The organism is Fontibacillus phaseoli (assembly GCF_003337355.1).
GTDB lineage: Bacteria > Bacillota > Bacilli > Paenibacillales > Paenibacillaceae > Fontibacillus > Fontibacillus phaseoli.
Window position 1 is genome coordinate 40,882 of the sequence record NZ_QPJW01000006.1, and the last position, 23,213, is coordinate 64,094.

At 48.9% G+C, this 23,213-nt stretch carries 18 protein-coding genes, 1 tRNA gene and 1 pseudogene; 15 read left to right on the forward strand and 5 right to left on the reverse strand.

Features of this window, described 5'->3' with window-relative positions; genetic code table 11:
* Nucleotides 1-121: 121 nt before the first annotated feature.
* Nucleotides 122-880, forward strand: a complete 759-nt coding sequence (locus tag DFP94_RS15570) for an SIMPL domain-containing protein (RefSeq protein WP_114497388.1) — start codon at nucleotides 122-124, stop codon at nucleotides 878-880.
* A 57-nt stretch (nucleotides 881-937) separates the two neighbouring features.
* Here the strand turns inward: DFP94_RS15570 and DFP94_RS15575 are convergent, their stop codons facing one another.
* Nucleotides 938-1,441, reverse strand: coding sequence for a hypothetical protein (locus DFP94_RS15575; protein ID WP_114497389.1), 504 nt, complete (start codon nucleotides 1,439-1,441; stop codon nucleotides 938-940).
* A gap of 8 nt (nucleotides 1,442-1,449) precedes the next feature.
* Nucleotides 1,450-2,262, reverse strand: coding sequence for a hypothetical protein (locus DFP94_RS15580; RefSeq protein WP_114497390.1), 813 nt, complete (start codon nucleotides 2,260-2,262; stop codon nucleotides 1,450-1,452).
* Between the two features lie 381 nt (nucleotides 2,263-2,643).
* On the opposite strand from DFP94_RS15580, the gene DFP94_RS15585 reads away from it, so the two are divergent.
* The 6 genes from DFP94_RS15585 (at nucleotide 2,644) to DFP94_RS15610 (ending at nucleotide 8,716) form a co-directional block, all read left to right on the forward strand.
* Nucleotides 2,644-3,612, forward strand: a complete 969-nt coding sequence (locus DFP94_RS15585; protein ID WP_114497391.1) for an ABC transporter ATP-binding protein — start codon at nucleotides 2,644-2,646, stop codon at nucleotides 3,610-3,612.
* Nucleotides 3,609-4,457: an ABC transporter permease gene (locus DFP94_RS15590; RefSeq protein ID WP_114497392.1), complete on the forward strand. Its 849-nt coding sequence runs from the start codon at nucleotides 3,609-3,611 to the stop codon at nucleotides 4,455-4,457. The genes DFP94_RS15585 and DFP94_RS15590 overlap by 4 nt, the downstream gene beginning before the upstream one ends.
* On the forward strand, nucleotides 4,457-5,263 hold the full coding sequence (locus DFP94_RS15595) for an ABC transporter permease (RefSeq protein WP_114497393.1): 807 nt from the start codon (nucleotides 4,457-4,459) through the stop codon (nucleotides 5,261-5,263). The genes DFP94_RS15590 and DFP94_RS15595 overlap by 1 nt, the downstream gene beginning before the upstream one ends.
* Before the next feature lie 84 nt (nucleotides 5,264-5,347).
* Nucleotides 5,348-6,394: an ABC transporter substrate-binding protein gene (locus DFP94_RS15600; protein WP_114497394.1), complete on the forward strand. Its 1,047-nt coding sequence runs from the start codon at nucleotides 5,348-5,350 to the stop codon at nucleotides 6,392-6,394.
* A 172-nt stretch (nucleotides 6,395-6,566) separates the two neighbouring features.
* Nucleotides 6,567-7,478, forward strand: coding sequence for a copper amine oxidase N-terminal domain-containing protein (locus DFP94_RS15605; protein ID WP_181873171.1), 912 nt, complete (start codon nucleotides 6,567-6,569; stop codon nucleotides 7,476-7,478).
* 125 nt (nucleotides 7,479-7,603) lie between these two features.
* A complete protein-coding gene (locus DFP94_RS15610; RefSeq protein ID WP_114497396.1) occupies nucleotides 7,604-8,716 on the forward strand; it encodes a PdaC/SigV domain-containing protein in 1,113 nt (370 codons plus the stop codon).
* Nucleotides 8,717-9,746: 1,030 nt separating this feature from the next.
* Here the strand turns inward: DFP94_RS15610 and ade are convergent.
* From ade to DFP94_RS15630, 3 genes and pseudogenes are all read right to left on the reverse strand, one after another.
* Nucleotides 9,747-11,565: pseudogene (gene ade, locus DFP94_RS15620) on the reverse strand (adenine deaminase).
* A 231-nt stretch (nucleotides 11,566-11,796) separates the two neighbouring features.
* The gene (clpP, locus tag DFP94_RS15625) at nucleotides 11,797-12,393 is read right to left on the reverse strand and encodes an ATP-dependent Clp endopeptidase proteolytic subunit ClpP (RefSeq protein WP_114497398.1); all 597 of its coding nucleotides are present in this window, start codon (nucleotides 12,391-12,393) and stop codon (nucleotides 11,797-11,799) included.
* A gap of 207 nt (nucleotides 12,394-12,600) precedes the next feature.
* Nucleotides 12,601-12,675, reverse strand: a tRNA-Arg gene (locus DFP94_RS15630).
* A 189-nt stretch (nucleotides 12,676-12,864) separates the two neighbouring features.
* Between DFP94_RS15630 and DFP94_RS15635 the strand changes: the two genes are divergently transcribed.
* From DFP94_RS15635 to DFP94_RS15675, 8 genes are all read left to right on the forward strand, one after another.
* Nucleotides 12,865-13,884 (forward strand): LacI family DNA-binding transcriptional regulator, encoded by a 1,020-nt coding sequence (locus tag DFP94_RS15635; RefSeq protein ID WP_114497399.1) that lies wholly within the window; start codon nucleotides 12,865-12,867, stop codon nucleotides 13,882-13,884.
* Between the two features lie 436 nt (nucleotides 13,885-14,320).
* Nucleotides 14,321-15,376: a sugar-binding transcriptional regulator gene (locus tag DFP94_RS15645; RefSeq protein ID WP_114497401.1), complete on the forward strand. Its 1,056-nt coding sequence runs from the start codon at nucleotides 14,321-14,323 to the stop codon at nucleotides 15,374-15,376.
* Between the two features lie 99 nt (nucleotides 15,377-15,475).
* Nucleotides 15,476-16,486 carry a type I glyceraldehyde-3-phosphate dehydrogenase gene (gene gap / locus DFP94_RS15650; protein WP_114497402.1) on the forward strand — a complete coding sequence of 337 codons (1,011 nt, stop codon included), beginning with the start codon at nucleotides 15,476-15,478 and terminating at the stop codon, nucleotides 16,484-16,486.
* 235 nt (nucleotides 16,487-16,721) lie between these two features.
* Nucleotides 16,722-17,903 (forward strand): phosphoglycerate kinase, encoded by a 1,182-nt coding sequence (locus tag DFP94_RS15655; protein ID WP_114497403.1) that lies wholly within the window; start codon nucleotides 16,722-16,724, stop codon nucleotides 17,901-17,903.
* A 51-nt stretch (nucleotides 17,904-17,954) separates the two neighbouring features.
* Nucleotides 17,955-18,707 (forward strand): triose-phosphate isomerase, encoded by a 753-nt coding sequence (gene tpiA / locus DFP94_RS15660; protein WP_114497404.1) that lies wholly within the window; start codon nucleotides 17,955-17,957, stop codon nucleotides 18,705-18,707.
* 1 nt (nucleotide 18,708) lies between these two features.
* On the forward strand, nucleotides 18,709-20,256 hold the full coding sequence (gene gpmI / locus DFP94_RS15665; protein WP_114497405.1) for a 2,3-bisphosphoglycerate-independent phosphoglycerate mutase: 1,548 nt from the start codon (nucleotides 18,709-18,711) through the stop codon (nucleotides 20,254-20,256).
* A 118-nt stretch (nucleotides 20,257-20,374) separates the two neighbouring features.
* Nucleotides 20,375-21,661 carry a phosphopyruvate hydratase gene (eno, locus tag DFP94_RS15670; RefSeq protein WP_114497406.1) on the forward strand — a complete coding sequence of 429 codons (1,287 nt, stop codon included), beginning with the start codon at nucleotides 20,375-20,377 and terminating at the stop codon, nucleotides 21,659-21,661.
* 247 nt (nucleotides 21,662-21,908) lie between these two features.
* Nucleotides 21,909-23,174: an ABC transporter substrate-binding protein gene (locus DFP94_RS15675; RefSeq protein WP_114497407.1), complete on the forward strand. Its 1,266-nt coding sequence runs from the start codon at nucleotides 21,909-21,911 to the stop codon at nucleotides 23,172-23,174.
* The last annotated feature ends 39 nt before the right edge of the window (nucleotides 23,175-23,213 follow it).

Genomic DNA, 23,213 nt, shown 5'->3' on the forward strand with positions numbered 1-23,213 from the left:
CAAAATAGCTGGAGGTTATCCAGTTAAAAATAATTTATTAAGATTTTGTGGTTTGTCCTGCAACATTTGATCTTGAACTGCGTTTAGTAGTTAAATTCACCAATAAATGGAGGGTCAATTCATGAAAACTTGGATAAAACCTGTAGGTGTAGTACTGATAGCGGGAACTTTACTCGTAGGCGGAACGTTTTTGAGCGGGGCGCTCAACGCCTCCCAGCCTGTTTATGCCGACAGTGAGTTGCAGAAGAATATCATAAGCGTAGTGGGGAGCGGCGAAATTTCAGCCAAACCGGATGTCGCTTACTTATCGCTCGGCGTGGAGACGCAGGCCGATACGGCGAAGGAAGCCCAAAACGCAAATGCGGCGAAGATCGCCAAGATCAATACGCTACTGAAGGATACCTGGAATATTGACGCCAAGGACATTCAAACCGGCCAATTCTACGTGCAGCCTAACTATACCTACACCGAAAAAGAAGGCCAAAAAGTAAAAGGATACACCGCCCAGCATACGTTGAACGTAACCTATCGCGATTTAGCGAAAGTCGGCCAATTGCTGGACGCTGTTTCGCAAGCCGGAGCCAACCGGATCGACAATATCCGGTTCAGTACCGAGAACCCGGATCAGTACCAGGAGCAAGTGATCGAGAAGGCGATGAGCAATGCTAAGCTGAAGGCGGCAGCGATTGCCAAATCGGCCGGCCGCAGCCTCGGCGTCGTAGTCAGCGTGACGCAATCGGGCGGAGGGGAAACTCCGATTTACATGCAAAATGAAGCTCTACAGATGAAGGCCACCGCGGATGCAGGCGCAAGCACGGCCGTGGAACCGGGCGAAGTGACATTGAAGACGACGCTCAGCGTCATTTTTGAAATGAAATAAACTAAAACGGAAGCCGGGCCCTGACAGATATTACTGTCGGGAAACCCGGCTTCTTTTTTATTTTGTATTGTTTTGCGTGGTTCCGGTTGTTTTGGTGAACGGCTTTAGTTTTTCGGTCAATCGGATGTCCTCGTAGTAATCCTTTTTCACCGAATCCACGGTATAGGAAATATGCACTTTCATGATGGAATTCTTTACGATTTTCAGGCCGTTAAATAGAATCCCTTCCCCCAAATACTCCGTTAAGTGGGTCTCGTGCCGATGGAAAGGATCGCCCCCGATCGCGGTATCCAAAACATTTACTCCATCTATCGTACCGGAAATAACAATGCCGTCAAATTTCTGTTGCCCGCCCGGAAGCTCCATGTAATAATTCGGAGCCAAGTACAGATGACTGCCGAAGGAGACCAGATGAATATCTTTTATGTCAAAATCCGCTGTATGAATTTCAAACTGATATTCGGCCGGCGTATCGTTGGTGCTAATGGATTTACTTATCAATACGGTTGTCAAGCTAACTATGAGTATGAATATGGCGGTAAGGATCAGCTTATTTTTCATAGGACATCTTAAATATAAGGAACTCTACTATCTACGAAGATTTGACCGTTGATTACACCTAGCCATAAGGAGCATGTGGTACCTATAGTGGTCTCTGCCCCACCGCCTACCACGCCATATTCCCATGAAAATGATAAATTTGCTTGGCTGTACCAATAGGAGCGGGCCAAGGCAGATCTGCTTCTGCCTGGATCTTCATATTCTCTGACAATTTCCGTAGAAGGAGTACCGGTTACTCCGAATCCGCTAGCATTAGCCCCATATAAATTAGTTATTCTGCTCTTTCTTGTCCCCGGGAGCCCGACTTCGAAGTCAGCGTAGTAGTAGGCGCTTGCCGTACCTACGGCTTTGCTTACTTTGTAGTCCCAAACGTCGATATAATCGCCATGATTCCATGATCCGAGAGGGGAAATTAGTGACGAATCCCCTTTATTTGCATGATCTCCCTTCACCAATTGCGATCCACCGACTTCCACGCCGACTGACATGAATGATCCATCATCGAATCTATAATACTTGGTTTGCGAACCGTCAAAAAAATTGAAGGAATAGAAATCATCGGGCAACAGGCTTAATGATTCCGGTTTGTAAGCGTCCCATAGCTCGTTGTTTTCCACTTTACTCAGTAAAATGGTTTGCTTTTCAGCCGGGATATTGTTATCCTCAAAATACTTATTTAAGTCCAGGCCGGCTACTCCATTCACATCCGGATTATGAACGACTTCACTTTCTGTACTTGCTGCACTCGCTGTACCCAAATTTAATGCCAAGCATAAAACTCCAATACTAAACAACGTGCCTGCCTTCTTTAAAATCTTCATAATCTAAACCTCCTAATATAATGGAATAATTCCAGTATATTACTATTGGAGAAATAGGAATATTAAATTAATTATGGAAGTAATTGCATATTTGTGTTATGGGTAATCTCGGACGCCGTAGCCATCGAACTATAACCCTGCTTTTGTTCAGGCTTCCTAAGCCTTATTCCTTCTATTAAATAATGTTTGATATTTTGCTATATTCCTTGACTCGTCTTGCCGGTGTTGGCTAGAAAAGAGTTGTATCCCGCGCCAAAACAAGGTATAGTGAATATGCAAAAAATGAATCGATAGACCTGAAACAGCCATACCAATGGATATGGCTTTTTTTTCTTAAAGGCAACTTTTTATCACACAACCTATGAAGGAGTTGATGCATAGATGATTGAGCTGTCCGGGGTTGAAAAACACTTTCAGGGACAAGTCGTTGTGCATCCGCTTTCGCTCACCATTAAGGAAGGGGAATTCCTTACCTTGCTGGGCCCGAGCGGCTGTGGCAAGACGACGATTTTACGCATGATCGCCGGATTCGAGCAACCGACCAAAGGGAAGATTTTGCTGGACGGGGCCGATTTGACGAGTTTGCCTCCGAATCGCCGGGATTTGAACCTGGTCTTTCAGCATTATGCCTTGTTTCCGCACATGACGGTAGAAGACAATATCGCCTTCGGGCTAAAAATGAAAAAAATGCCGGCTAAAGAACAGCGGGAGCGCGTTCATGAAGCCGTAACCATGACGCAACTGACTCCGCTGGTCAAACGTTACCCGCATCAGCTTTCGGGTGGGCAGCAGCAGCGCGTAGCGATTGCCCGTGCGATCGCCAACAAGCCCAAAGTGCTGCTTCTGGACGAGCCGCTTGGCGCGTTGGATCTGCAACTGCGGAAGAACCTGCAGTCCGAGCTGAAGCATCTGCAGCGCAGCCTTGGCATTACGTTCGTATACGTAACGCATGATCAGGAGGAAGCGATGATGCTGTCCGACCGGATCGTGATCATGAACAGCGGCAAGGTGGAACAGATCGGGACGCCGCGGGAAATATACGCTACGCCGACTACGCTGTTTTCCGCTACATTTGTGGGAGAGAACAATATTTTCTCACAAGATGGGCGGTTGTTTGCTGTGCGTCCGGAAAAACTGAAAGCCGTCCGTAATCAGGACGGGGCTAAGCGGATGGGAGAAGTGCTGGATGTCCTCTATCTGGGGAGCATCCACAAACTGATCGTTCAGCTCGACGATGAACCGATGACGGTGTCTATCGTGTTTGATTTTACCGATGACCGCCCATGGGAAGTTGGAGAAAAAATCGGCGTGAATTGGAATACGGAGGATGAGGTGGTTATCGGGTCATGAAGAAATCAAGCCTGGGCCTTCTGCCGGTCCTCCTTTGGCTGAGCCTGTTCCTGGTCGTTCCGATGCTGATCGTTATAGGGATTTCTTTTATGGGCCGGGACGAACTCGGCAATGTGGTGTTCAATTTAAATCTGGACGCTTATGCCACGTTCTTTGATCCGCTTTATTTAGGGATTTACTGGGACACGATTGTCCTGTCCGTATTGACTACCGTTTTATGTTTGCTGCTCAGTTACCCGTTGGCCTACTATATCGCAAATGCCGGTCCGAGGATGCAAACCTGGGGACTGGCGCTGATCACGATTCCGTTCTGGATCAACTTTCTGATCCGTACTTATGCCTGGGTGCTGCTGCTGCGGACGCAGGGCGTGGTGAACAATTTGCTGATTGATTTCGGATTGATTCAGGAGCCCCTGCAAATGCTGTACACCAAGGGCGCGGTGCTGCTGGGCATGGTGTATACCTTTATTCCGTTTATGGTGCTGCCCATCTATGTGGCGCTGGAGCAGATGGATAAGAAGCTCCTTGAAGCGGCGAGCGACCTGGGTGCAACCGGCTGGAAATCGTTCTGGCACATTACGCTGCCGCAGACGAAGTCCGGGATTATGACGGGCTCAGTGCTGGTGTATGTATCGACGACCGGCATGTTCGTGGTAACCGATATTCTGGGCGGGGCCAAATCGGCAATGATCAGCAACATTATTCAAAGTCAGTTCCTCGGAGCGCGCAATTGGCCGTTCGGCTCGGCGTTATCGGTGATCTTCGTGATCACGTCGCTGGTATTAATCGCCCTGTTTAATAAAGCGATGACATCCAGACATTTGACGGCAAAGGAGGGACGCTGATGAAGCGGAAAAATCATCCGTTGCTCGGAATCCATTCCCTGCTGGTCATGATATTCATTTACGTACCGATTGCATTCATTATCGCCTATTCGTTCAATAGTTCCCGGCTTGCTGCGGACTGGAGCGGCTTTACGTTTGAATGGTATGCCTCTCTGTTCACTAACCGGCACGTCATGGAAGCACTGGGCAACACAATGACCGTTGCGCTTGTTTCAACCGTGGTTTCGACCTTGCTTGGTACGCTGGCTGCGCTAACGATTCGCAAGGTTGGCCGGAAGACCAAAGCCGGAGTGGGCGGTCTGCTTTATCTGCCGATCATCATTCCGGACATCATCATGGGGTTATCCCTGCTGGTCCTGTTCACCCAATTCCATATGCCGCTAGGTAAAATGACGATTATTATCGCGCATATCACCTTCTGCGTTTCCTATGTCTATGTGATCGTGACAACGAGACTGACGGGCATGGGAGGCCAATTGGAAGAAGCGGCTCAGGATCTTGGTGCAGATGCTTGGCAAACCTTTCGGCATGTTACCTTGCCGCAAATCATGCCTGGGATCATCTCGGGGGCATTGATCGCTTTTACGATGTCGCTTGACGATTTCATGGTCAGCTTCTTCGTCAGCGGTCCGAGCTCGACGACTTTGCCGATTTATATTTATGGTCAGGTAAAACGGGGTATTTCCCCGGAAATTAACGCGCTTTGTACGATATTAATCCTCGTCAGCGTGACATTGATTTTCCTGGCTCAATTCATGTTAAATAGAGGGAAGGGCCAGAAGAAACAATCAGTTCTCCCGTTCTAAGACACCTTACTTGAAAATAGGTTGTAGTTTGCTACATTCTGATGATAAATTCCAATGGATGAAAGAAAGAGAGGAGATAAAGAATTGAAAAAAATGAAATGGGCCGGCCTGGTGCTGGCGGCTACTATGGTGCTTGCGGTATTGTCGGGTTGTGGATCGTCCAAGGAAACGCTGAACATTTACAGCTGGGCGGACAACTTTGACGCAGACGTACTGGCAGCTTTTGAAAAGCAGAACGATGTGAAGATTAACTACGATGTGTTTGCCAACAATGAAGATCTGCTCGCCAAAATCAAAGCAGGCGGCGGTGGCTATGATTTGATCCAGCCTTCCGACTATATGGTGGCAACCATGATCAAGCAGGATCTGCTCGCACCGTTGAACAAGGACAATATTCACAATTTTGCGAATATTTCCGATACGTACAAGAACCCGTCCTTTGACCCGGACAACAAGTATTCCATCGTTTACACCTCCGGAGTCACAGGCATCGCATACAATACGAAATACGTTAAAGACGAGATCGACAGCTGGGATGACCTTTGGAATCCCGAATACAAGGGGAAAGTCATCCTGTTGGACGATAACCGTGAAGTAATCGGCATGGCGCTGAAAAAAGCCGGAAAATCGAACAGTTCGACCGATGAAGGCGAAATCACCGCCGCAGTGGACGATTTGAAAAATCTGCTGCCGAGCGTGCTCGCTTTTGACACCGACAATATCAAGCAAAAGATGATTCAAGAAGAAGGCTGGATCGCAACGGTTTGGTCCGGAGACGCATCCGTCATTGCCAAAGACAATCCGGACGTAGCCTATGTAGTGCCTAAGGAAGGCGGAACGATCTGGTCCGACAACTATGCGATCCCGAAGGGCGCCAAGCATCAGGAACTGGCTGAGAAGTTCATCGACTTCATGCTGGATCCTGAAAACAGCGCCAAAAACTATGAATCCATTGGCTACAGCGATCCGAACGTCAAGGCGCATGAATTTCATAGCGAGGAATACAACAGCGATAAAATGATCAACTTATCGGAAGACGAATTGTCCCGGACTGAATGGCTGGGAGATGTCGGTGATAAGCTTCAAGTATACGACCGTTTCTGGACCGAATTGAAGAGCGGCCGGGAGTAATTCCTAAGCAAAAGAGTGTGGGAAACCACGCTCTTTTTTTGTTTGCACGGTCCTGTGTCCCGTGCGGGTAGGGTCGCGTGCGCGCCGAATGTTCCGGCGTAGCCAACTTTATCTCCTTAGTATGCGTCTATAGAAGTAAATAGAGTAAGAGAGGTTTAAGGAGATGATTCAATTGAAAAAAAGAGCGTTTATTATGGCAGGCATCTTATGCTCGCTGCTTACGGCGGAAAGTTTTGCTTCTGCGCTTCCTGCCAATGAGGAGACTAGCGTATACGTCAACGGAAGCCTGCAAGTGGAAGTTTTGACCGTGAACAACCGCACCTTGGTTCAACTCGCCACCTTGAATGATCCGGCTTGGAATATCTCTTATGATTCCAAGAAGAAAACCGTCGTCGTATCCAACCCGTCGAATAAGAAGAGTATACTTTTGAAGGCGGGAGAGAAGTCTGCTGAGGTAAACGGTAAGAAGGTAGCCATAGATGCGCCTGTTACCGTGAAGGAGGGGCGTACTTATGTACCTCTAAGATTACTTTCCGAGCAAATGGGCGGCTATGTATCGTTCAATAAAGAAGAGAACCGGGCGGTGATCCGGACTCCTTCCGGACAGGCAAACTATGAAACCCTGATGAGCGGGGACCTGGCTGAAGCCCGGGATGTTGCTTCACGCCTAGAGCTGGTCTACGAGCGGGGCACCGAGCCGCTTCCGGTGACCGGAGAAGGTTTTACTACCACAAATGCGTATCCTAAAGGGGAAGCGCTGCGTTTGAAGCGGGAATACAAAGGAATGACCTGGTATGCGGAAGTGAACAAGGAAGGACTGTTGATCGTTAAGTGGCAGAAGGACAGTCTTGACGAAAAAAACGAAAGCGGGACACCGCCGAAGTCTTTTGGCGAAGGCGTGTTTTTCTCCGATAACTTTATGTCGGGATTGCTGGTCTATGGTACTGTAAATGCGGTCGGAGAGTTATCGGAGCTTGGAAGAATCGATTTGGCGGGTGACGGGGACAAGGAACCGAGCCTTGCAGTTCCGATTGAGGGGGAATCGAGGGAGGATGCAGTTACGGGTGCATTAACGGTGCATTAACGGGCGAATTGGGCGGTAAACGTTCGGCTGGCATGGAACTTCTTTTATAACTCAGCTTCCTGGAGCATGATTTTGCACACTCGGGGAATAATTGGGGTAACTCCGAGAAGAAGTGAGGTTGAGAAATGAAAAAGTTCGCTTTTCGTGTAGGATGTGCGGTGCTTGCTATAGGTATACTGGCTTCCGGATTGGGGGGCATGAGGTTACCGGGAACTCCTGTTTATGCTGAACCTGCTCAAGGCAGTCCGTCTGCAACGGAGCAAGTCCAAAAGCCTAAGGCCGGTCAGCCGGTACAGGTTACGCTGAAGGGAAAACCGTTGAAACAGCAAGGCGTGATGGGGGAAGAGGCAGTACTGGTTCCGTTGGAACTGATTCGCAAAAGCCTAAAGATTCCGGTGAAATTCAATGAGAAGAGCAATACGTACACGTTAAAGCGGGGAAATGTCGTCGTCCAGCTTCAGCCTACGGAGACGGGGGCCAAAGCGGTTGTGGACGGAAGCACGCAAGTGCTCCCGTATGAGTGGAAGGTTATTGACGGCAGGCCCTATGTATCCGTGAAAGTACTTACCGATAATTTGGGGTATACCTCGGAGTGGAATAAGGACGGAACCGGAAGTTTGCTTAATCTGATCCCACACCGTTTGAACGATATCAAGATCAGCACGCGCAACATAGAGAAGGCAATTCCCGAAGCTTCCATCAAGGTGCAGTATCCTCAGGTCAGCGGTTTGCGGAGCAAAGAGGCCGAGATGAAGATCAATACCCTGCTTCAAGCAAGGGCCGATACATTCGTACAGAAGTCGCTGAAGGAAGCAAAGGAAAATCAGCCTTCGCCGAACGGCAGTCCATACGAGTACATTGGCAACTACACTGTTACTTATAACCGGGGCGGGCTCCTGAGCATCCTGGAGCAGACCTACGCTTACACGGGAGGAGCGCACGGCATTAGCTTCAGAGAAGGTCTTACCTTCCGCTTGAGCGACGGCAAGCTGCTGACCTTGGATGAAGTGCTGCGCGCCAACCCCAACTTCCGCAACATCGTCGACCCTGCCATCGCCAAACAACTGAAGCAGACCGAAGGCTACTTCGGAGGCTTCGAAACCATCGGGAACAACCCCGATTATTACCTGAAGGATAACGGCGTCGTTATCTTCTTCCAACTGTACGATTATCTTCCATACGTGTTCGGATTCCCCGAATTTTACTTCTCGTTCCCGGAACTGGGGATCAAGAAGTAGTTGCGGGAGCAACTGAAATTGGTTGAATAATTGAGAAGTACCGGACAAGTACCAGGCAAGTACCGGCAAGTACCGGACAAGTACCGGGCAAGTACCGGACAAGTACCGGGCAAGTACCGGGCAAGTACCGGACAAACACCGGACAAACACTAGACGAACACCTATAAAATGTTCCCTTGCGAATTGTTCAACGGCCAGTCTGGCGATCAACCGGCATCAGTCCAACAAACAGCTAAAGAAAGCCTGCAAAGGCTGACAATGACCCGATAAACGGACGAATCATCGTTCCAACAAGCGGCACTATGATGGATCAGATTAAAGAGCTGGTCTAACGTTCGAGAGACAACCAGCAACACAAACCACACCAGTAGCATTAGCACAACAGTAACGAAAGCAGCAATAGTAACCACAGCTTAACAGCAACATTAGTAATGCCAACAAAACCAGCAAAACCAACAAAACCAACAAAACTAACAAAACCAACAAAACCAACAAAACCAACAAAACCAACAAAACCAACAAAACCAACAAAACCACTAACACCAGTACCACCAGTAACTAATGCAATAACATGCGCAACAGTAACAACTAGCTAAACACCCCGACCGACTACCGGCTACAATCAATCTGGCTATTCCCAGTAACAGTCCATTTACCGTCGACACTCGGCGTAACAAATCTGTGACTTACAAAGCCTGCCAATTTGGCAGGCTTTGTTTTTTTGGATGTCTCTAATGAGCTAGGTTGACTGTAGTGACTACGCCACATACACAAATACTGCAAAAATACATCAATTTACTTGTACAGATGGCCGAATGAGCTGAATTGGTGCAAAAGTACATCATTTTTCATTGTTTAAGCAGGATTTGATCCAATTGCCTTGGCAAATGATGCACTTTTGCAGTATTTTCCTCTAATACAGTCCATTATGCTTATAAAAACTGTATTTTTGCATCAATTTGTAGCCAGATGGCATGAGCAAACGCTACTTGGAATGTCATTTTGCCATTTGCTATGCTGCTATAAATTCTTATTCCCCGATCTCAACCGGGATCAGCTTGAATTGGTCGACATCCGCCAAGCCTCGATTGGTGATGCGCAGTTCGGGGATGACCGGCAGGGCGATCAACGAGAACGTCATGAACGGCGCGTTCAGTGTGCAACCGAGCGCCTTCCACGCTTCCCAGCGCCTGAACTTCCTTCACGACGACATCGAGCGGCTGGTCGGACATCAGCCCGGCGATGATCATCGGCACGGACGCCAGCACCTGTCCGTCCAGCACGGCAATCATGCCGCCGCCCAGCTTTGCCAGCTCGTTGGCGGCGAAGGCCATGTCCTCCGGGTTGGTGCCCATGACCAGAAGGTTATGACTGTCATGCGCTACGGTCGAGGCGACCGCCCCGCGCTGCAGGCCGAAGCCTTGCGCGAAGGCCAGAGAGATCTGCCCCGTGCCGTGATGGCGCTCAATGCAGGCCAGCGTAAGCACATCCTGCTCCAGGCTCGGCAGGATAAAGCCGGCCTCAACGGCAAGCGTGGCGGTGCCGCGCGCCGTCCGGGCGCTGTTCTCGATCGCCCGGATCACGTTCACTTCCGTCTCGGCGACGGAACCGGAACCGGAACCGGATCCCCCTCGGCAACTCGCCAGCGCAAAATCGCGCGCCTCCAGCGGTCGCGCCAAATGCACCGACTGCCGTGCGCCGTCCGGATAGGCATAGGCCGGGAAGGCCTTCTGCAGCCGGCCGCCGTCGAACACCACGTTGCCATCCGTGATGACGGTGGACGGCACCATGTCCTTCAGGCTGTCGATCAGCAGCAGATCGGCGCATTTGCCAGGCGAGATGCCGCCGACGTCGCCGTCGACCCGGAAATACCGGGCCGTGTTAATCGTCGCCATCTGAATCGCCGTTACCGGCTCCACGCCTTCCTCGATCGCACGGCGCACGACGTGGTTCATATGACCCTTCTCAATCAGGGTCTGCGGATACACGTCGTCCGTCACTAGCATGATGTTGCCCGGATAGACGTGATCTTCCGTCACGACCTTGATCACTTCCTTCACATCATGCCAGGCCGAGCCTTCGCGGATCATCAGATGCATGCCGAGCTGCAGCTTGAGAAGGCCCTGCTCGCGCGTGACCGTCTCATGGCAGGACGTCACGCCGGAGGCGATATACGCTTGCAGCATAGGCTCATCCTCACTCGGAAAGTGGCCGGTGACCGCCTTTCCGGCCTTGATCGTCGCGGCGATTTCCCCGCTCATTTTGGAGTCACCGTACACGACCCCGGGAAAGTTCATTACCTCGCCAAGCCCCTCGACCCCTTCCCAGGTCATTCCATCCTCGATGTCGGCTACGTTCAGGTCGGCTCCGGCATCCTCCAGATCGTCCGTGGCGGGAACGCAGGAAGGGAAAGTCGTATATACCTTTAGCGGCAGTTCCCGACCTTCCTCGTGCATCCAGCGCACGCCTTCCGCGCCGAACACATTGGCGATCTCATGGGGATCCATGAATACACCGGTCGTCCCTTTCGCCAAAGCGGCTTTGGCGAACTCGGTTACGGACAGCATCGTGCTCTCCACATGCATGTGGCCGTCCAGCAAGCCCGGCGCGATGAACCGTCCCTTGGCATCCAACACTACCGTATTTTCGCCGATCGTATGATCGGCGTCGCCGACATAGGCGATCCGGCCCGCGGCGACGGCCACGTCTGTATGCGCCTGCAACCGTCCGGTGTATACATTGACGAGCGTTCCGTTTTTTATCACCAGGTCGGCCTTTTTCGTTCCGGTGGCCACCTCGGCCAGAGTGCGGCTGACCTCGGTCAATTTTTGTCTCTCTAAATGGCTCATCTTTGTTCACTCCTTCATTGATGGGTGGCTAATTTATCTGTTCATATTCTTTCACCGAACTCCCCGAAAAGCAAGCCAGACCGGCAAAGCTACGCGGTGATCCGAGGTTAGTCCGGATGATTTTTGGAGGGACTCCGACAGATATCCTAATCCGATAGGCATATAAAAAAGACTGCCCCTGGGAATGGAAATCCCGTTGGAGCAGTCCTTGATTTAATTCCGTAATTAAAATTAAATGCCTTGCGGTGTCACTTTTTCGATGACGCGATCGATCAGGCCATAGTCTTTCGCTTCGGCAGCGCTCATGAAGTAGTCGCGGTCGGTATCCTTCTCGATCCGTTCCAGCGGCTGTCCAGTGCGTTCGGCCAAAATCTTGTTCAGCTTGTCGCGCAGCTTAAGAATGCGGCGGGCACGGATTTCGATATCCGTAGCCTGGCCTTCGGCTCCGCCGAGCGGCTGATGAATCATGATTTCACTGTTCGGCAACGCAAAGCGTTTGCCTGGGGCGCCGGCATTCAGCAGGAATGCGCCCATGGAAGCCGCGAGGCCCACGCAAATCGTGGAAACGTCGGACTTAATGAATTGCATCGTATCGAAAATGGCCATACCGGCCGTAATGGAACCGCCTGGGCTGTTGATGTAGAGATGGATGTCTTTTCCCGGCTCTTCCGCGTCCAGAAACAGCATTTGCGCGATAATAGCGTTAGCAACGACGTCATTGACCTGGGAACCCAGAAAAATGATGCGGTCCTTCAGCAGTCTGGAGTAAATGTCATAAGCGCGTTCTCCGCGGTTACTTTGTTCAACGACCATAGGAATATAACTCACCGATAAAACCTCCTTATTTGGGATCAATCCATTTTATTGAATCGGTTCAATCAATTTCAGAATTGACGGAATCGATGAATATTAACCTCATCATAAACAATTTCAAACAGAAAGTCAAAGAAAGTCAAACTCAGTGCAATAAAAAAACCCATAGGTCAGGGTATGAGGTAAATCGTATGATAACAAAGACCTGTTTATAGGTGATAATGGCGCGCCCGCGAGGAATCGAACCTCGATCTCAGGCTCCGGAGGCCTACGTCATATCCATTGGACCACGGGCGCAAAACAGTACATTCATTTAGCGTAGCAAAAATGATTATATGACATCCAGGGATAAAAAGCAAGGAAGTTGCTAAAAAAAGTTGACCAGTTTCAAACCGGAGAATCCGTTAAATAAAAGCATTGAACTGAAAACGCCATTATGCTAATTTGAGGCTATAAAAACGTTTCAATAATGAAGGGCGAATGGGAATGGCAAAGGTTACAATCAAGGACGTTGCAAGAGAGGCGGGCGTCTCCATATCTACGGTTTCGAATGCGTTAAACGATGTGGACGTCCTGGCTCCTGAGACAAAATTGCATGTGCTTAACGTGGCTAAGCGGTTAAATTATGTACCTAATCTGAACGGCAAGCTGTTGAAGTCCGGGAGGACCAAAATGCTGGGTTTTTTCACAACCTGCGTATCGGGCCCGTATTTCTACACTTTGGTGGAGACCATGGCCCGCGAATGCGACCGCTTGGGGTACGGGCTCAATGTGTTCGTCACGAAAGACAAACAAGTGATCATGAACAACATTCTAGGCAGGCGTGTAGATGGCGTCATTATTTATGAAGAGCTAAAGATCGACGAGCATGACATAGCCGCTATGGAAAATGAAAAGATCAAGGCGGTTTTTCTGGATCGGATCTATCACAACGAGACGATGGGCAGCGTGACTTTCGATTCCTTTGTTTCCGGTTACGAAGCGACGAAATACTTAATCAGCCTCGGGCATAAAAAAATAGCGTACATTTCCGGCGTAGATACGACATATGACAGCGTGCAGCGTAGAGACGGATATTTGGCCGCCTTGCGGGAGCATCAGCTTCCGGTGGACGAGGAGTATGTATTGCGAGGCTATTTTGAAGAAGAGGGAACTTATAATGCTGTGAAATCTTTTCTTCATAATCATTCCGGCAAAGTGCCGGACGCTTTTCTGGCCGGGAATGACCTTAGTGCGATCGGTTGCATCAGGGCTTTAAAAGCGCACGGATTCGAAGTGCCGATGGACATCAGCGTCGTGGGCTTCGATGATATCGATATCGCCCAGTACTTCGCGCCGCCGCTTACGACGGTAAGAAACCAGATCTCAAGGCAAGCCGTCCTGACGATCGGCCACCTGGTCGCCATGATCCAGAAGAAGGAACGGGGCAGGTCCCAAAAGCTGCAGGGTGAGCTTGTTGTTCGAGGTTCGAGCCATGTAAAGATCAACAAGGGTGAGCAAACATAAAGATGATTCGTTAGCGGTCGTTCTGTTTAATGATGGGGAGGAGGCGGGAAATGTTGCTTTGAAACTGCGGGGAGCCGAGCTGTTAAGCTTCCGTTTGGAGTCTAAAGATGCATATATCCGTGTTGATCCGAACCAGTTGATCGTAGATAGATCATTTTATATAGAACTGAATGCGGTACAGTTGAAAAGGTCTCCTTTTGCTGAGGATGGACGGATAGTTCGCCCGTTACATCAAGCAGGGGCCTTTTTATGTTGATTTAACCGCTGGGAGAAGCGGCATGTATAGATAGAAAGCGGAATGTAAATTATACGGACGTCAGGCTTGCAACAGGCACAGAAATTGGTTAAAATATCAGTGGGACTTAAAAAGTTTACCCGGGACATTTTAGGACCAAGGAGAAGGAGAGAGAAGACGAAGCTTGCAGGAGTGGAAAGCATGCGAACTATTTTGGAAATGCAAAAGCAGCTTCTTCCTGATCTCATGGAAATTCTCAAGAAAAGGTATACCATTCTTCACCAGATCTTGTTGTCGGATGTGATTGGCCGCAGAACACTTGCGGTATCGCTGAACATGACGGAACGAGTGTTGCGGGCCGAGACGGATCTCCTGAAGGCTCAGGGCCTGATTGAAATCGAGAATATAGGCATGAGAATCAGCGATTCGGGCAGAAAACTGCTGGAGGGCATGGAGCCGGTAGTGAAGGAGATCTTCGGATTGTCCAATCTGGAAGAGAAGATTCGAAAGGCGTTCGGTCTTCGCAAAGTTGTGATCGTTCCCGGCGACAGCGAGATTTCCCCGCTGGCCAAGAAGGAACTGGGCCGGGCAGGTGCGAAAGCGCTGCTTGGCGCCATGAGCAGCCAGGACGTAGTTGCCGTTACAGGCGGATCTACGATAGCCGAGGTTGCGGAACAGCTCAGTCCCCCGGCGAACTTGTCGCTGAAGCAATGCTGGTTTGTACCGGCGCGGGGCGGACTAGGGGAGAGCTTGGAAATACAGGCCAATACGATTGCTTCAGGTATGGCGAAACGGGTTGGAGCAGGCTATCGATTGCTGCATGTACCCGATCTGCTAGGCAAAGAAGCGTACGAGTCGCTCGTAGGGGATCCGAACATCCACGATATCGTCGAGATGATCCGCGAGGCGCGGATTATCATTCATGGAATCGGTGATGCTATGGAGATGGCGCGGCGCCGCAAGCTGGAAGATTCAATGGTACGGGAACTGCAGAAAGAGGGCGCCTTGGCGGAATCATTCGGGTACTATTTTAATCAAGAAGGCGTCGTAGTTCACAAAATGCTGACCCTGGGTCTCCGGCTGGAAGACATCATGAGGACGGACACCGTTATCGGAATCGCGGGCGGCAAGAGCAAGGCGAAGGCGATTCATGCGGTGCTGCAATTCGGACAAGAAGATATTCTGGTTACGGATGAGGCGGCGGCGGAAGAGATCGTGGAGGAGATTGAGCGAAGCGAGCGCCGCAGAACGGAATAGCCTGTTACTTAACAGATTCATAATCAAATGGTTTACTCATGGCGGGTTATTCAGCCTGTCTTGAATAATAAAAAAAACGAACACTGGGAGGATCTATTCATGAGTGTAAAAGTTGGTATTAACGGTTTCGGACGTATCGGACGCTTGGCTTTCCGTCGTATTCAAAATGTGGAAGGCATCGAAGTAGTAGCAATCAATGACCTGACAGACGCTAAAATGTTGGCTCATTTGTTGAAATATGATACAACGCAAGGCAAATTCGACGGCGAAGTTGAAGTTCATGACGGCTTCTTCAAAGTTAACGGCAAAGAAGTTAAAGTACTGGCTAACCGCAACCCTGAAGAATTGCCTTGGGGCGAGCTTGGCGTAGACATCGTGCTGGAGTGCACAGGCTTCTTTACTACTAAAGAAAAAGCTGAACTTCACCTGAAAGGCGGAGCTAAGAAAGTTGTTATTTCCGCTCCTGCTACAGGCGACATGAAAACTGTCGTTTACAACGTAAACCATGAAATCCTTGACGGTACTGAAACCGTAATTTCCGGTGCTTCTTGTACTACTAACTGCTTGGCTCCTATGGCTAAAGTGCTTCAAGACAAATTCGGCATCATCGAAGGCTTGATGACTACGATCCATGCTTACACCGGCGACCAAAACACGCTGGATGCTCCTCATGCTAAAGGTGACTTCCGTCGTGCCCGTGCAGCTGCTGAGAACATCATCCCTAACACAACTGGTGCTGCAAAAGCTATCGGTCTGGTTATTCCGGAACTGCAAGGCAAATTGGACGGCGCGGCTCAACGCGTTCCAGTAGCAACAGGTTCCCTGACTGAGCTCGTAACCGTTCTTGACAAGAAAGTTACTGCAGCTGAAGTAAACGAAGCGATGAAAGCTGCTTCCGATCCAGAAACTTATGGCTACACAGAAGACGAAATCGTATCTTCGGATATCAAAGGTATGACTTTCGGTTCCCTGTTCGATGCTACTCAAACTAAAGTCCTGACTGTTGGCGACAAACAACTCGTTAAAACCGTTGCTTGGTATGACAACGAAATGTCCTACACCGCTCAATTGGTTCGTACTTTGGAATTCTTCGCAAAAAAAGTTAAGTAATTCCGTTTTTCCTTGATAACATTCCAAAGAGGAGTAACCTTCATGAAGGTCTCCTCTTTGGTTCATGGTTTTATAAGTAATTCGACATTCACACACACACCGTTTTTTATATGAAAATAAATAGAGAAGCAGTACCGCTTAGGAGAGAAATCGAGAGTCGTAGTTGGAATTGCGCAGCCTGTCTGTGCTTTGGCCCGGAATGGGCGCCGCGCATACCTATAGGAGGAACGTGGAGATGAATAAGAAGAGTGTACGTGATGTGGAAGTAACCGGCAAACGTGTGTTTGTCCGCGTAGATTTCAATGTACCGATGCAAGACGGTCAAATTACCGATGACACCCGGATTCGCGAAACGCTGCCAACGATTAAGTATTTGATCGAAAACGGTGCGAAAGTCATTTTGGCGAGCCACCTTGGACGTCCGAAGGGCCAAGTGAACGAGGATATGCGTTTGACGTTGCCGGCTAAACGCCTGGGCGAACTGCTCGGCAAAGAAGTAGCTAAAGCCGACGAAGCGATTGGCGAAGCGGTTAAAGCGAAAGTAGACGCTATGAACAATGGCGACGTGCTCGTGCTTGAAAACGTCCGTTTCTATCCGGGCGAAGAAAAGAACGATTCCGAGCTTGCTAAGCAATTTGCAGAACTTGCTGATCTGTTCGTCAACGACGCCTTCGGCGCCGCTCACCGTGCGCATGCTTCCACAGAAGGCATTGCACACCATTTGCCGGCTGTATCCGGTCTTTTGATGGAAAAAGAATTGTCCGTACTCGGCAAAGCTTTGTCGAATCCGGACCGTCCTTTCACGGCTATCATCGGCGGTTCCAAGGTTAAAGACAAAATCGATGTCATCGACAATCTGTTGAACATTGCCGACAACGTATTGATCGGCGGAGGCCTGGCGTATACCTTCTTCAAAGCTCAAGGCCATGAAATCGGCCAATCCTTGCTGGATGACAGCAAACTGGATGTAGCTCTCGGCTTCATCGAAAAGGCGAAAAAGCTCGGCAAGAACTTCGTATTGCCGGTTGACGTAGTCATCGCTGACGATTTCAGTGCGGATGCTAACTATAAAGAAGTCGACATCGATAGCATTCCAGCCGATTGGGAAGGCGTGGACATCGGGCCTAAATCCCGTGCTATCTATGCCGATATCATCAAAAATTCCAAACTGGTCGTTTGGAACGGACCGATGGGCGTATTCGAAATCGATATTTTCGCGAACGGCACCAAAGAAGTGGCTGAAGCTTGTGCTACAACAGAAGGCTACACTATTATTGGCGGCGGTGATTCCGCAGCGGCAGCAGAGAAATTCAAACTGGCTGACCAAATGGACCACATCTCCACGGGCGGCGGCGCTTCTCTGGAATTCATGGAAGGCAAGGCGCTTCCAGGCGTTGTGGCTCTGAACGATAAATAAGATTAGCTTTAATGAAAGTTTTACTTCTAGATAGAAGGAGTTGAGCCACAAATGAGAACACCTATTATTGCCGGGAACTGGAAGATGTTCAAAACTGTTTCCGAAGCAAAAGCTTTCTTCGTAGACATCAAAGGGAAAGCGGAAGTAGAAGGCGTGGAGAGCGTGATCTGTGCTCCATTTACCAATCTTCCAGCTTTGGTGGAAGCCGCCAAAGGTACGTCGATCAAAATCGGCGCCCAAAACCTGCACTTTGAAGATGAAGGTGCATTCACCGGTGAAATCAGCGGGGGAATGCTGAAAGAGTTGGGCGTTGATTATGTCATTATCGGGCATTCCGAGCGTCGCGCTTATTTTGCTGAAACCGACGAGATTGTCAACAAGAAAGTGCTTGCCGCATTCAAACACGGATTGACTCCAATCCCGTGCGTCGGCGAGAAACTGGAAGAGCGCGAAGCAGGCCAAACCAAGGACGTCGTGAAGGTACAAACCGAAGCGGCTCTGAAGGGATTGTCCGCAGAGCAAGCCGCACAAGTTGTTATTGCTTACGAACCGATCTGGGCGATCGGCACGGGCAAATCTTCCACTTCTGAAGATGCCAATGAAGTGATCTCTTACATCCGCAGTCTGGTGAAAGACCTGTATGGCGCGGAAGTGGCGGACAAGATCCGCATTCAATACGGCGGCAGCGTAAAACCTGAAAATGTGAAGGAATATATGGGCCAAAGCGATATCGACGGCGCGCTCGTGGGCGGCGCCAGTCTGCAGCCGGCTTCCTATATTCAATTGGTTGAGGGGGCAAAGTAAGATGTCCACTCCAAAACCAGTAGCACTGATCATCATGGACGGCTTCGGACTTCGGAATACGGTAGAGGGGAATGCGGTTGCTCAGGCAAACAAGCCTAACTATGACCGTTACCTGAAGCAGTATCCGAATACGACCCTGACCGCTTGCGGCGAAGCCGTAGGTTTGCCTGAAGGTCAAATGGGTAATTCCGAAGTGGGCCACTTGAACATCGGCGCCGGACGGATTGTTTATCAGGATTTGACCCGTATTTCCAAGTCGATCCGCGAAGGTGAGTTCTTCCAAAACGAAACCCTGGTTGCTGCCGTTCGCAGCGCGAAGGCAAGTGGCAAGAAGCTGCACCTGTATGGCCTTCTCTCCGATGGCGGCGTACACAGCCATATTGACCACCTGTTCGCGATGCTCGACCTGGCCAAGAAGGAAGATATGCACGAAGTGTATATCCATGCTTTCCTGGACGGGCGGGACGTAGCTCCGGACAGCGCGAAAGGCTTCATCGAGCGTCTGATTGCGAAGATCGAAGAAGTAGGCGTAGGCAAAATCGCTACGGTTCAAGGCCGCTACTATGCCATGGACCGTGACAAACGCTGGGAACGCGTCGAAAAATCGTACCGTGCGATGGTATACGGGGAAGGCCCGCAATATACCGATCCGGTTACGGCCGTAACGGAATCGTACGAGAAATCGGTATTTGACGAGTTTGTAATGCCGACAGTCATCGTGGATGGACATGACCAACCGATCGCGTTGGTGGAATCCGGCGACTCCGTCGTGTTCCTGAACTTCCGTCCGGACCGTGCGATTCAGCTGTCCAACGTGTTTACGAACAAGGACTTCCAAGGCTTTGACCGCGGACCGAAATTTCCGAAGGATCTGCACTTCGTCTGCCTGACGCTGTTTGCGGAAACCGTGGAAGGTTACGTAGCTTACTCGCCGAAGAACCTGGACAACACGTTTGGTGAAGTGCTGGTACAGCAAGGCAAGAAGCAACTGCGCATCGCGGAAACCGAAAAGTATCCGCACGTAACGTTCTTCTTCAGCGGCGGACGCGATGTGGAGCTTCCGGGCGAAACGCGTATCCTGATCAACTCGCCGAAGGTTGCTACCTATGACTTGCAGCCGGAAATGAGCGCTTATGAAGTGGCTGAAGCCTGCGTGAAGGAAATTGAAGCCGACAAGCATGATGCGATCATTTTGAACTTCGCCAATCCGGACATGGTCGGCCACTCCGGTATGCTGGAGCCAACGAAGAAAGCGGTCGAAGTGACCGACGAATGCGTTGGTAAAGTCGTAGACGCGGTTAGAGCTAAAGGCGGCGTAGTCATCATCATCGCCGACCATGGCAATGCGGATATGGTATTTGACGAAAACGGCCGTCCGTTCACGGCACATACGACGAATCCGGTTCCGTTTATCGTAACCGACGAGAACGTCATTTTGCGTGAAAGCGGCATTCTGGCTGACGTGGCTCCAACGCTCCTTGATCTGATGGGGCTGCCGCAACCGGCGGAAATGACGGGCCAATCGATGATCGCCAGCCGCAAGGCTTAAGCGATAAATAAAAGTAAGAAATACTAAACCTACTTGAGTTCAAAAACATCATTTTAGGCTAACCTAGGAGCATAGAATGAATTTTTGAACATCAACCAACTAAAAGGAGAATATACCAATGACTATTATTTCTGACGTATACGCTCGCGAAGTCCTTGACTCCCGCGGCAACCCTACAGTAGAAGTTGAAGTTTACCTGGAGTCCGGCGCCATCGGACGCGCTATCGTTCCTTCCGGTGCTTCCACAGGCGCTCACGAAGCTGTTGAGCTTCGCGACGACGACAAATCCCGTTACCTCGGCAAAGGTGTGTTGAAAGCCGTTGAGAACGTAAACGAAATCATCGCTCCGGAAGTAATCGGTATGGACGCGCTTGATCAACTCGGCATCGACAAATTGATGATTGCTTTGGACGGAACACATAACAAAGGCAAACTCGGCGCAAATGCGATCCTGGCTGTTTCGATGGCTGTAGCCCGCGCTGCCGCTGACGCTCTGGACCTGCCGCTGTATGTTTACCTCGGCGGATTCAATGCTAAACAACTGCCAGTTCCAATGATGAACATCGTAAACGGCGGCGCACATGCCGACAACAACGTTGACGTACAAGAGTTCATGGTATTGCCTGTAGGCGCTCCTACATTCAAAGAAGCTCTTCGCACAGGCGCAGAAATTTTCCACAACCTGAAATCCGTTCTGAAAGCTAAAGGCTTGAACACAGCCGTTGGCGACGAAGGTGGCTTTGCTCCTAACTTCTCTTCCAACGAAGACGCTTTGGCTTCGATCATGGAAGCCATTGAAAAAGCCGGCTACAAACCAGGCGTTGACGTATTCCTGGGTATGGACGTAGCCTCCACTGAATTCTTCAAAGACGGCAAATACCATCTTGAAGGCGAAGGCAAATCCTTTACGCCTGCTGAATTCGTTGACCTCTTGTCTTCTTGGGTTGACAAATATCCGATCATCACGATCGAAGACGGCTGCTCCGAAGACGACTGGGAAGGTTGGAAATTGCTCACTGAAAAATTGGGCAACAAAATCCAACTCGTTGGCGACGACTTGTTCGTAACTAACACAGAGCGTCTTGAAAAAGGCATCAATGACGGCATCGGTAACTCGATTCTGATCAAAGTGAACCAAATCGGTACGCTCACTGAAACCTTCGACGCGATCGAAATGGCAAAATGCGCAGGCTACACAGCGGTTATCTCCCACCGTTCCGGTGAATCCGAAGATAGCACCATCGCTGACATCGCGGTTGCTACCAATGCCGGCCAAATCAAAACCGGTGCTCCTTCCCGTACCGACCGTATTGCGAAGTACAACCAATTGCTCCGCATCGAGGACCAACTGGGCGAACTGGCTCAGTACAACGGCTTGAAATCTTTCTACAACCTGAAACGTTAAGATAAACATGCAAAAAGACCCATCCGAAGCAATTTCGGATGGGTTTTTTTTTATAAGAATACAAGGAGGTATACATGCAAAAGGTGGGTAGGTGGGCATATTTCAGAAATCAATATGGCATAAATACAAACAACATACAAAGATTTTAAAAGGGAATAATTGTATAATAGTAGAGAATTATATTTACTCCATTACTTTATCTTAAAATGCATCTTAATATAAAAACATATTGAGGAGAATACAGGATATGAAAAGATGGATTTTGCTCCTTGTAGTCATTATTTTGATGCAATCGGGATGTAAGTATAGGCCAGAGGAAAGCAACATAACACTCAAAGTTCTCTACTTTGATACGGATGAGTTTATGACAAAATACGGAAATGTCTTTCATACAAAATTCCCTAATATTGATTTCGAGGTCATACCATTATCTGAATATTATAAAGAAGGGTTAAGTGAAGATATACTTAAACAATTAATTAAGTCCGAGCAGCCGGATTTAATATATGTGGAAGAATCCTTTTTTGATGCCATCATTTCTGAAGGATTGTTAGTAAGTCTTGATCTATATCTTAATAAATCAAGCGATTTTAAAATGGAAGAAATAAATCCCCACCTACTGGATTATTTGCGCTTAAAGGGACAAGGTGAAATTTATGCTCTAACTCCAACTTTTTCGGGAAAGGCGCTATTCTATAACAAAACGTTATTCGATCAATATGGTTTGGATTATCCAGTTGATCAGATGAGCTGGGGAGATGTTTTTAAATCAGCTTCAATGATAACGAATTATGCTCAAAATAAAAGTGATATTGTAGGGTTGTTTTACGATAAGAATTTGTTTGATATGGCAGTTGACATGGCCTCATCCCAAGGAGTTCGTTATGTGGATCCAAAGGGGGGGAAAGCGACAATTAATACCTCAAGTTGGGAGAATATCTTGAGTCCTCTTCTGGAAGGGATTAAAACTGGTTCTTTGAAAACACGTGAAAATATTAACCAAATTGAAGACAGTCCCGAGGATTTTCCGTTTATATTCGGGAAAATCGCTATGACTGTTGACTATTCATATTTAATGGAAGATTTATTTAAGGCAGATTTTGAGTGGGACATGGTCACCGCACCAGTCGATCCAGCCTACACCAAAAGTGCTTCAGCAATTATGCCAAATGAATTATTTGGAATTTACTCTGGTTCAAGCAAATTAGAGCAAAGTTGGAAGTTTATTCAGTATATTAATGGTCCGGAGTTTGCGAACACATACCAGATGGGTGATGATTATTCCGTCCTCCTGTCAAGGCAAGGATACAATAACCATATTGATAAGAATTGGGAGTCGTTTTATAACATAGCGCCATCGGATACTCCGAATAATCCCCTAAGCGCTGAGCAAGATCAGAAGATATTTAAAATCGCTAATCAAAAACTATGGGAAGCAATAAATAATGATGCTAATATAAAGGATTTATTATCATCAATGGAAAATGAAATTCAGAATATTATTGGACAGTAGGATAGGTAGCTCTTCAAGCTATTCGTGTAAAAATTTATA

Excerpts from the sequence above, each read along its gene's own strand:
- DFP94_RS15570 (WP_114497388.1), top strand. The coding sequence starts at position 122 with ATGAAAACTTGGATAAAACCTGTAGGTGTAGTACTGATAGCGGGAACT.
- DFP94_RS15575 (WP_114497389.1), bottom strand. The coding sequence starts at position 1,441 with ATGAAAAATAAGCTGATCCTTACCGCCATATTCATACTCATAGTTAGC.
- DFP94_RS15580 (WP_114497390.1), bottom strand. The coding sequence starts at position 2,262 with ATGAAGATTTTAAAGAAGGCAGGCACGTTGTTTAGTATTGGAGTTTTA.
- DFP94_RS15585 (WP_114497391.1), top strand. The coding sequence starts at position 2,644 with ATGATTGAGCTGTCCGGGGTTGAAAAACACTTTCAGGGACAAGTCGTT.
- DFP94_RS15590 (WP_114497392.1), top strand. The coding sequence starts at position 3,609 with ATGAAGAAATCAAGCCTGGGCCTTCTGCCGGTCCTCCTTTGGCTGAGC.
- DFP94_RS15595 (WP_114497393.1), top strand. The coding sequence starts at position 4,457 with ATGAAGCGGAAAAATCATCCGTTGCTCGGAATCCATTCCCTGCTGGTC.
- DFP94_RS15610 (WP_114497396.1), top strand. The coding sequence starts at position 7,604 with ATGAAAAAGTTCGCTTTTCGTGTAGGATGTGCGGTGCTTGCTATAGGT.
- DFP94_RS15635 (WP_114497399.1), top strand. The coding sequence starts at position 12,865 with ATGGCAAAGGTTACAATCAAGGACGTTGCAAGAGAGGCGGGCGTCTCC.
- DFP94_RS15645 (WP_114497401.1), top strand. The coding sequence starts at position 14,321 with ATGCGAACTATTTTGGAAATGCAAAAGCAGCTTCTTCCTGATCTCATG.
- gap (WP_114497402.1), top strand. The coding sequence starts at position 15,476 with ATGAGTGTAAAAGTTGGTATTAACGGTTTCGGACGTATCGGACGCTTG.
- DFP94_RS15655 (WP_114497403.1), top strand. The coding sequence starts at position 16,722 with ATGAATAAGAAGAGTGTACGTGATGTGGAAGTAACCGGCAAACGTGTG.
- tpiA (WP_114497404.1), top strand. The coding sequence starts at position 17,955 with ATGAGAACACCTATTATTGCCGGGAACTGGAAGATGTTCAAAACTGTT.
- gpmI (WP_114497405.1), top strand. The coding sequence starts at position 18,709 with ATGTCCACTCCAAAACCAGTAGCACTGATCATCATGGACGGCTTCGGA.
- eno (WP_114497406.1), top strand. The coding sequence starts at position 20,375 with ATGACTATTATTTCTGACGTATACGCTCGCGAAGTCCTTGACTCCCGC.
- DFP94_RS15675 (WP_114497407.1), top strand. The coding sequence starts at position 21,909 with ATGAAAAGATGGATTTTGCTCCTTGTAGTCATTATTTTGATGCAATCG.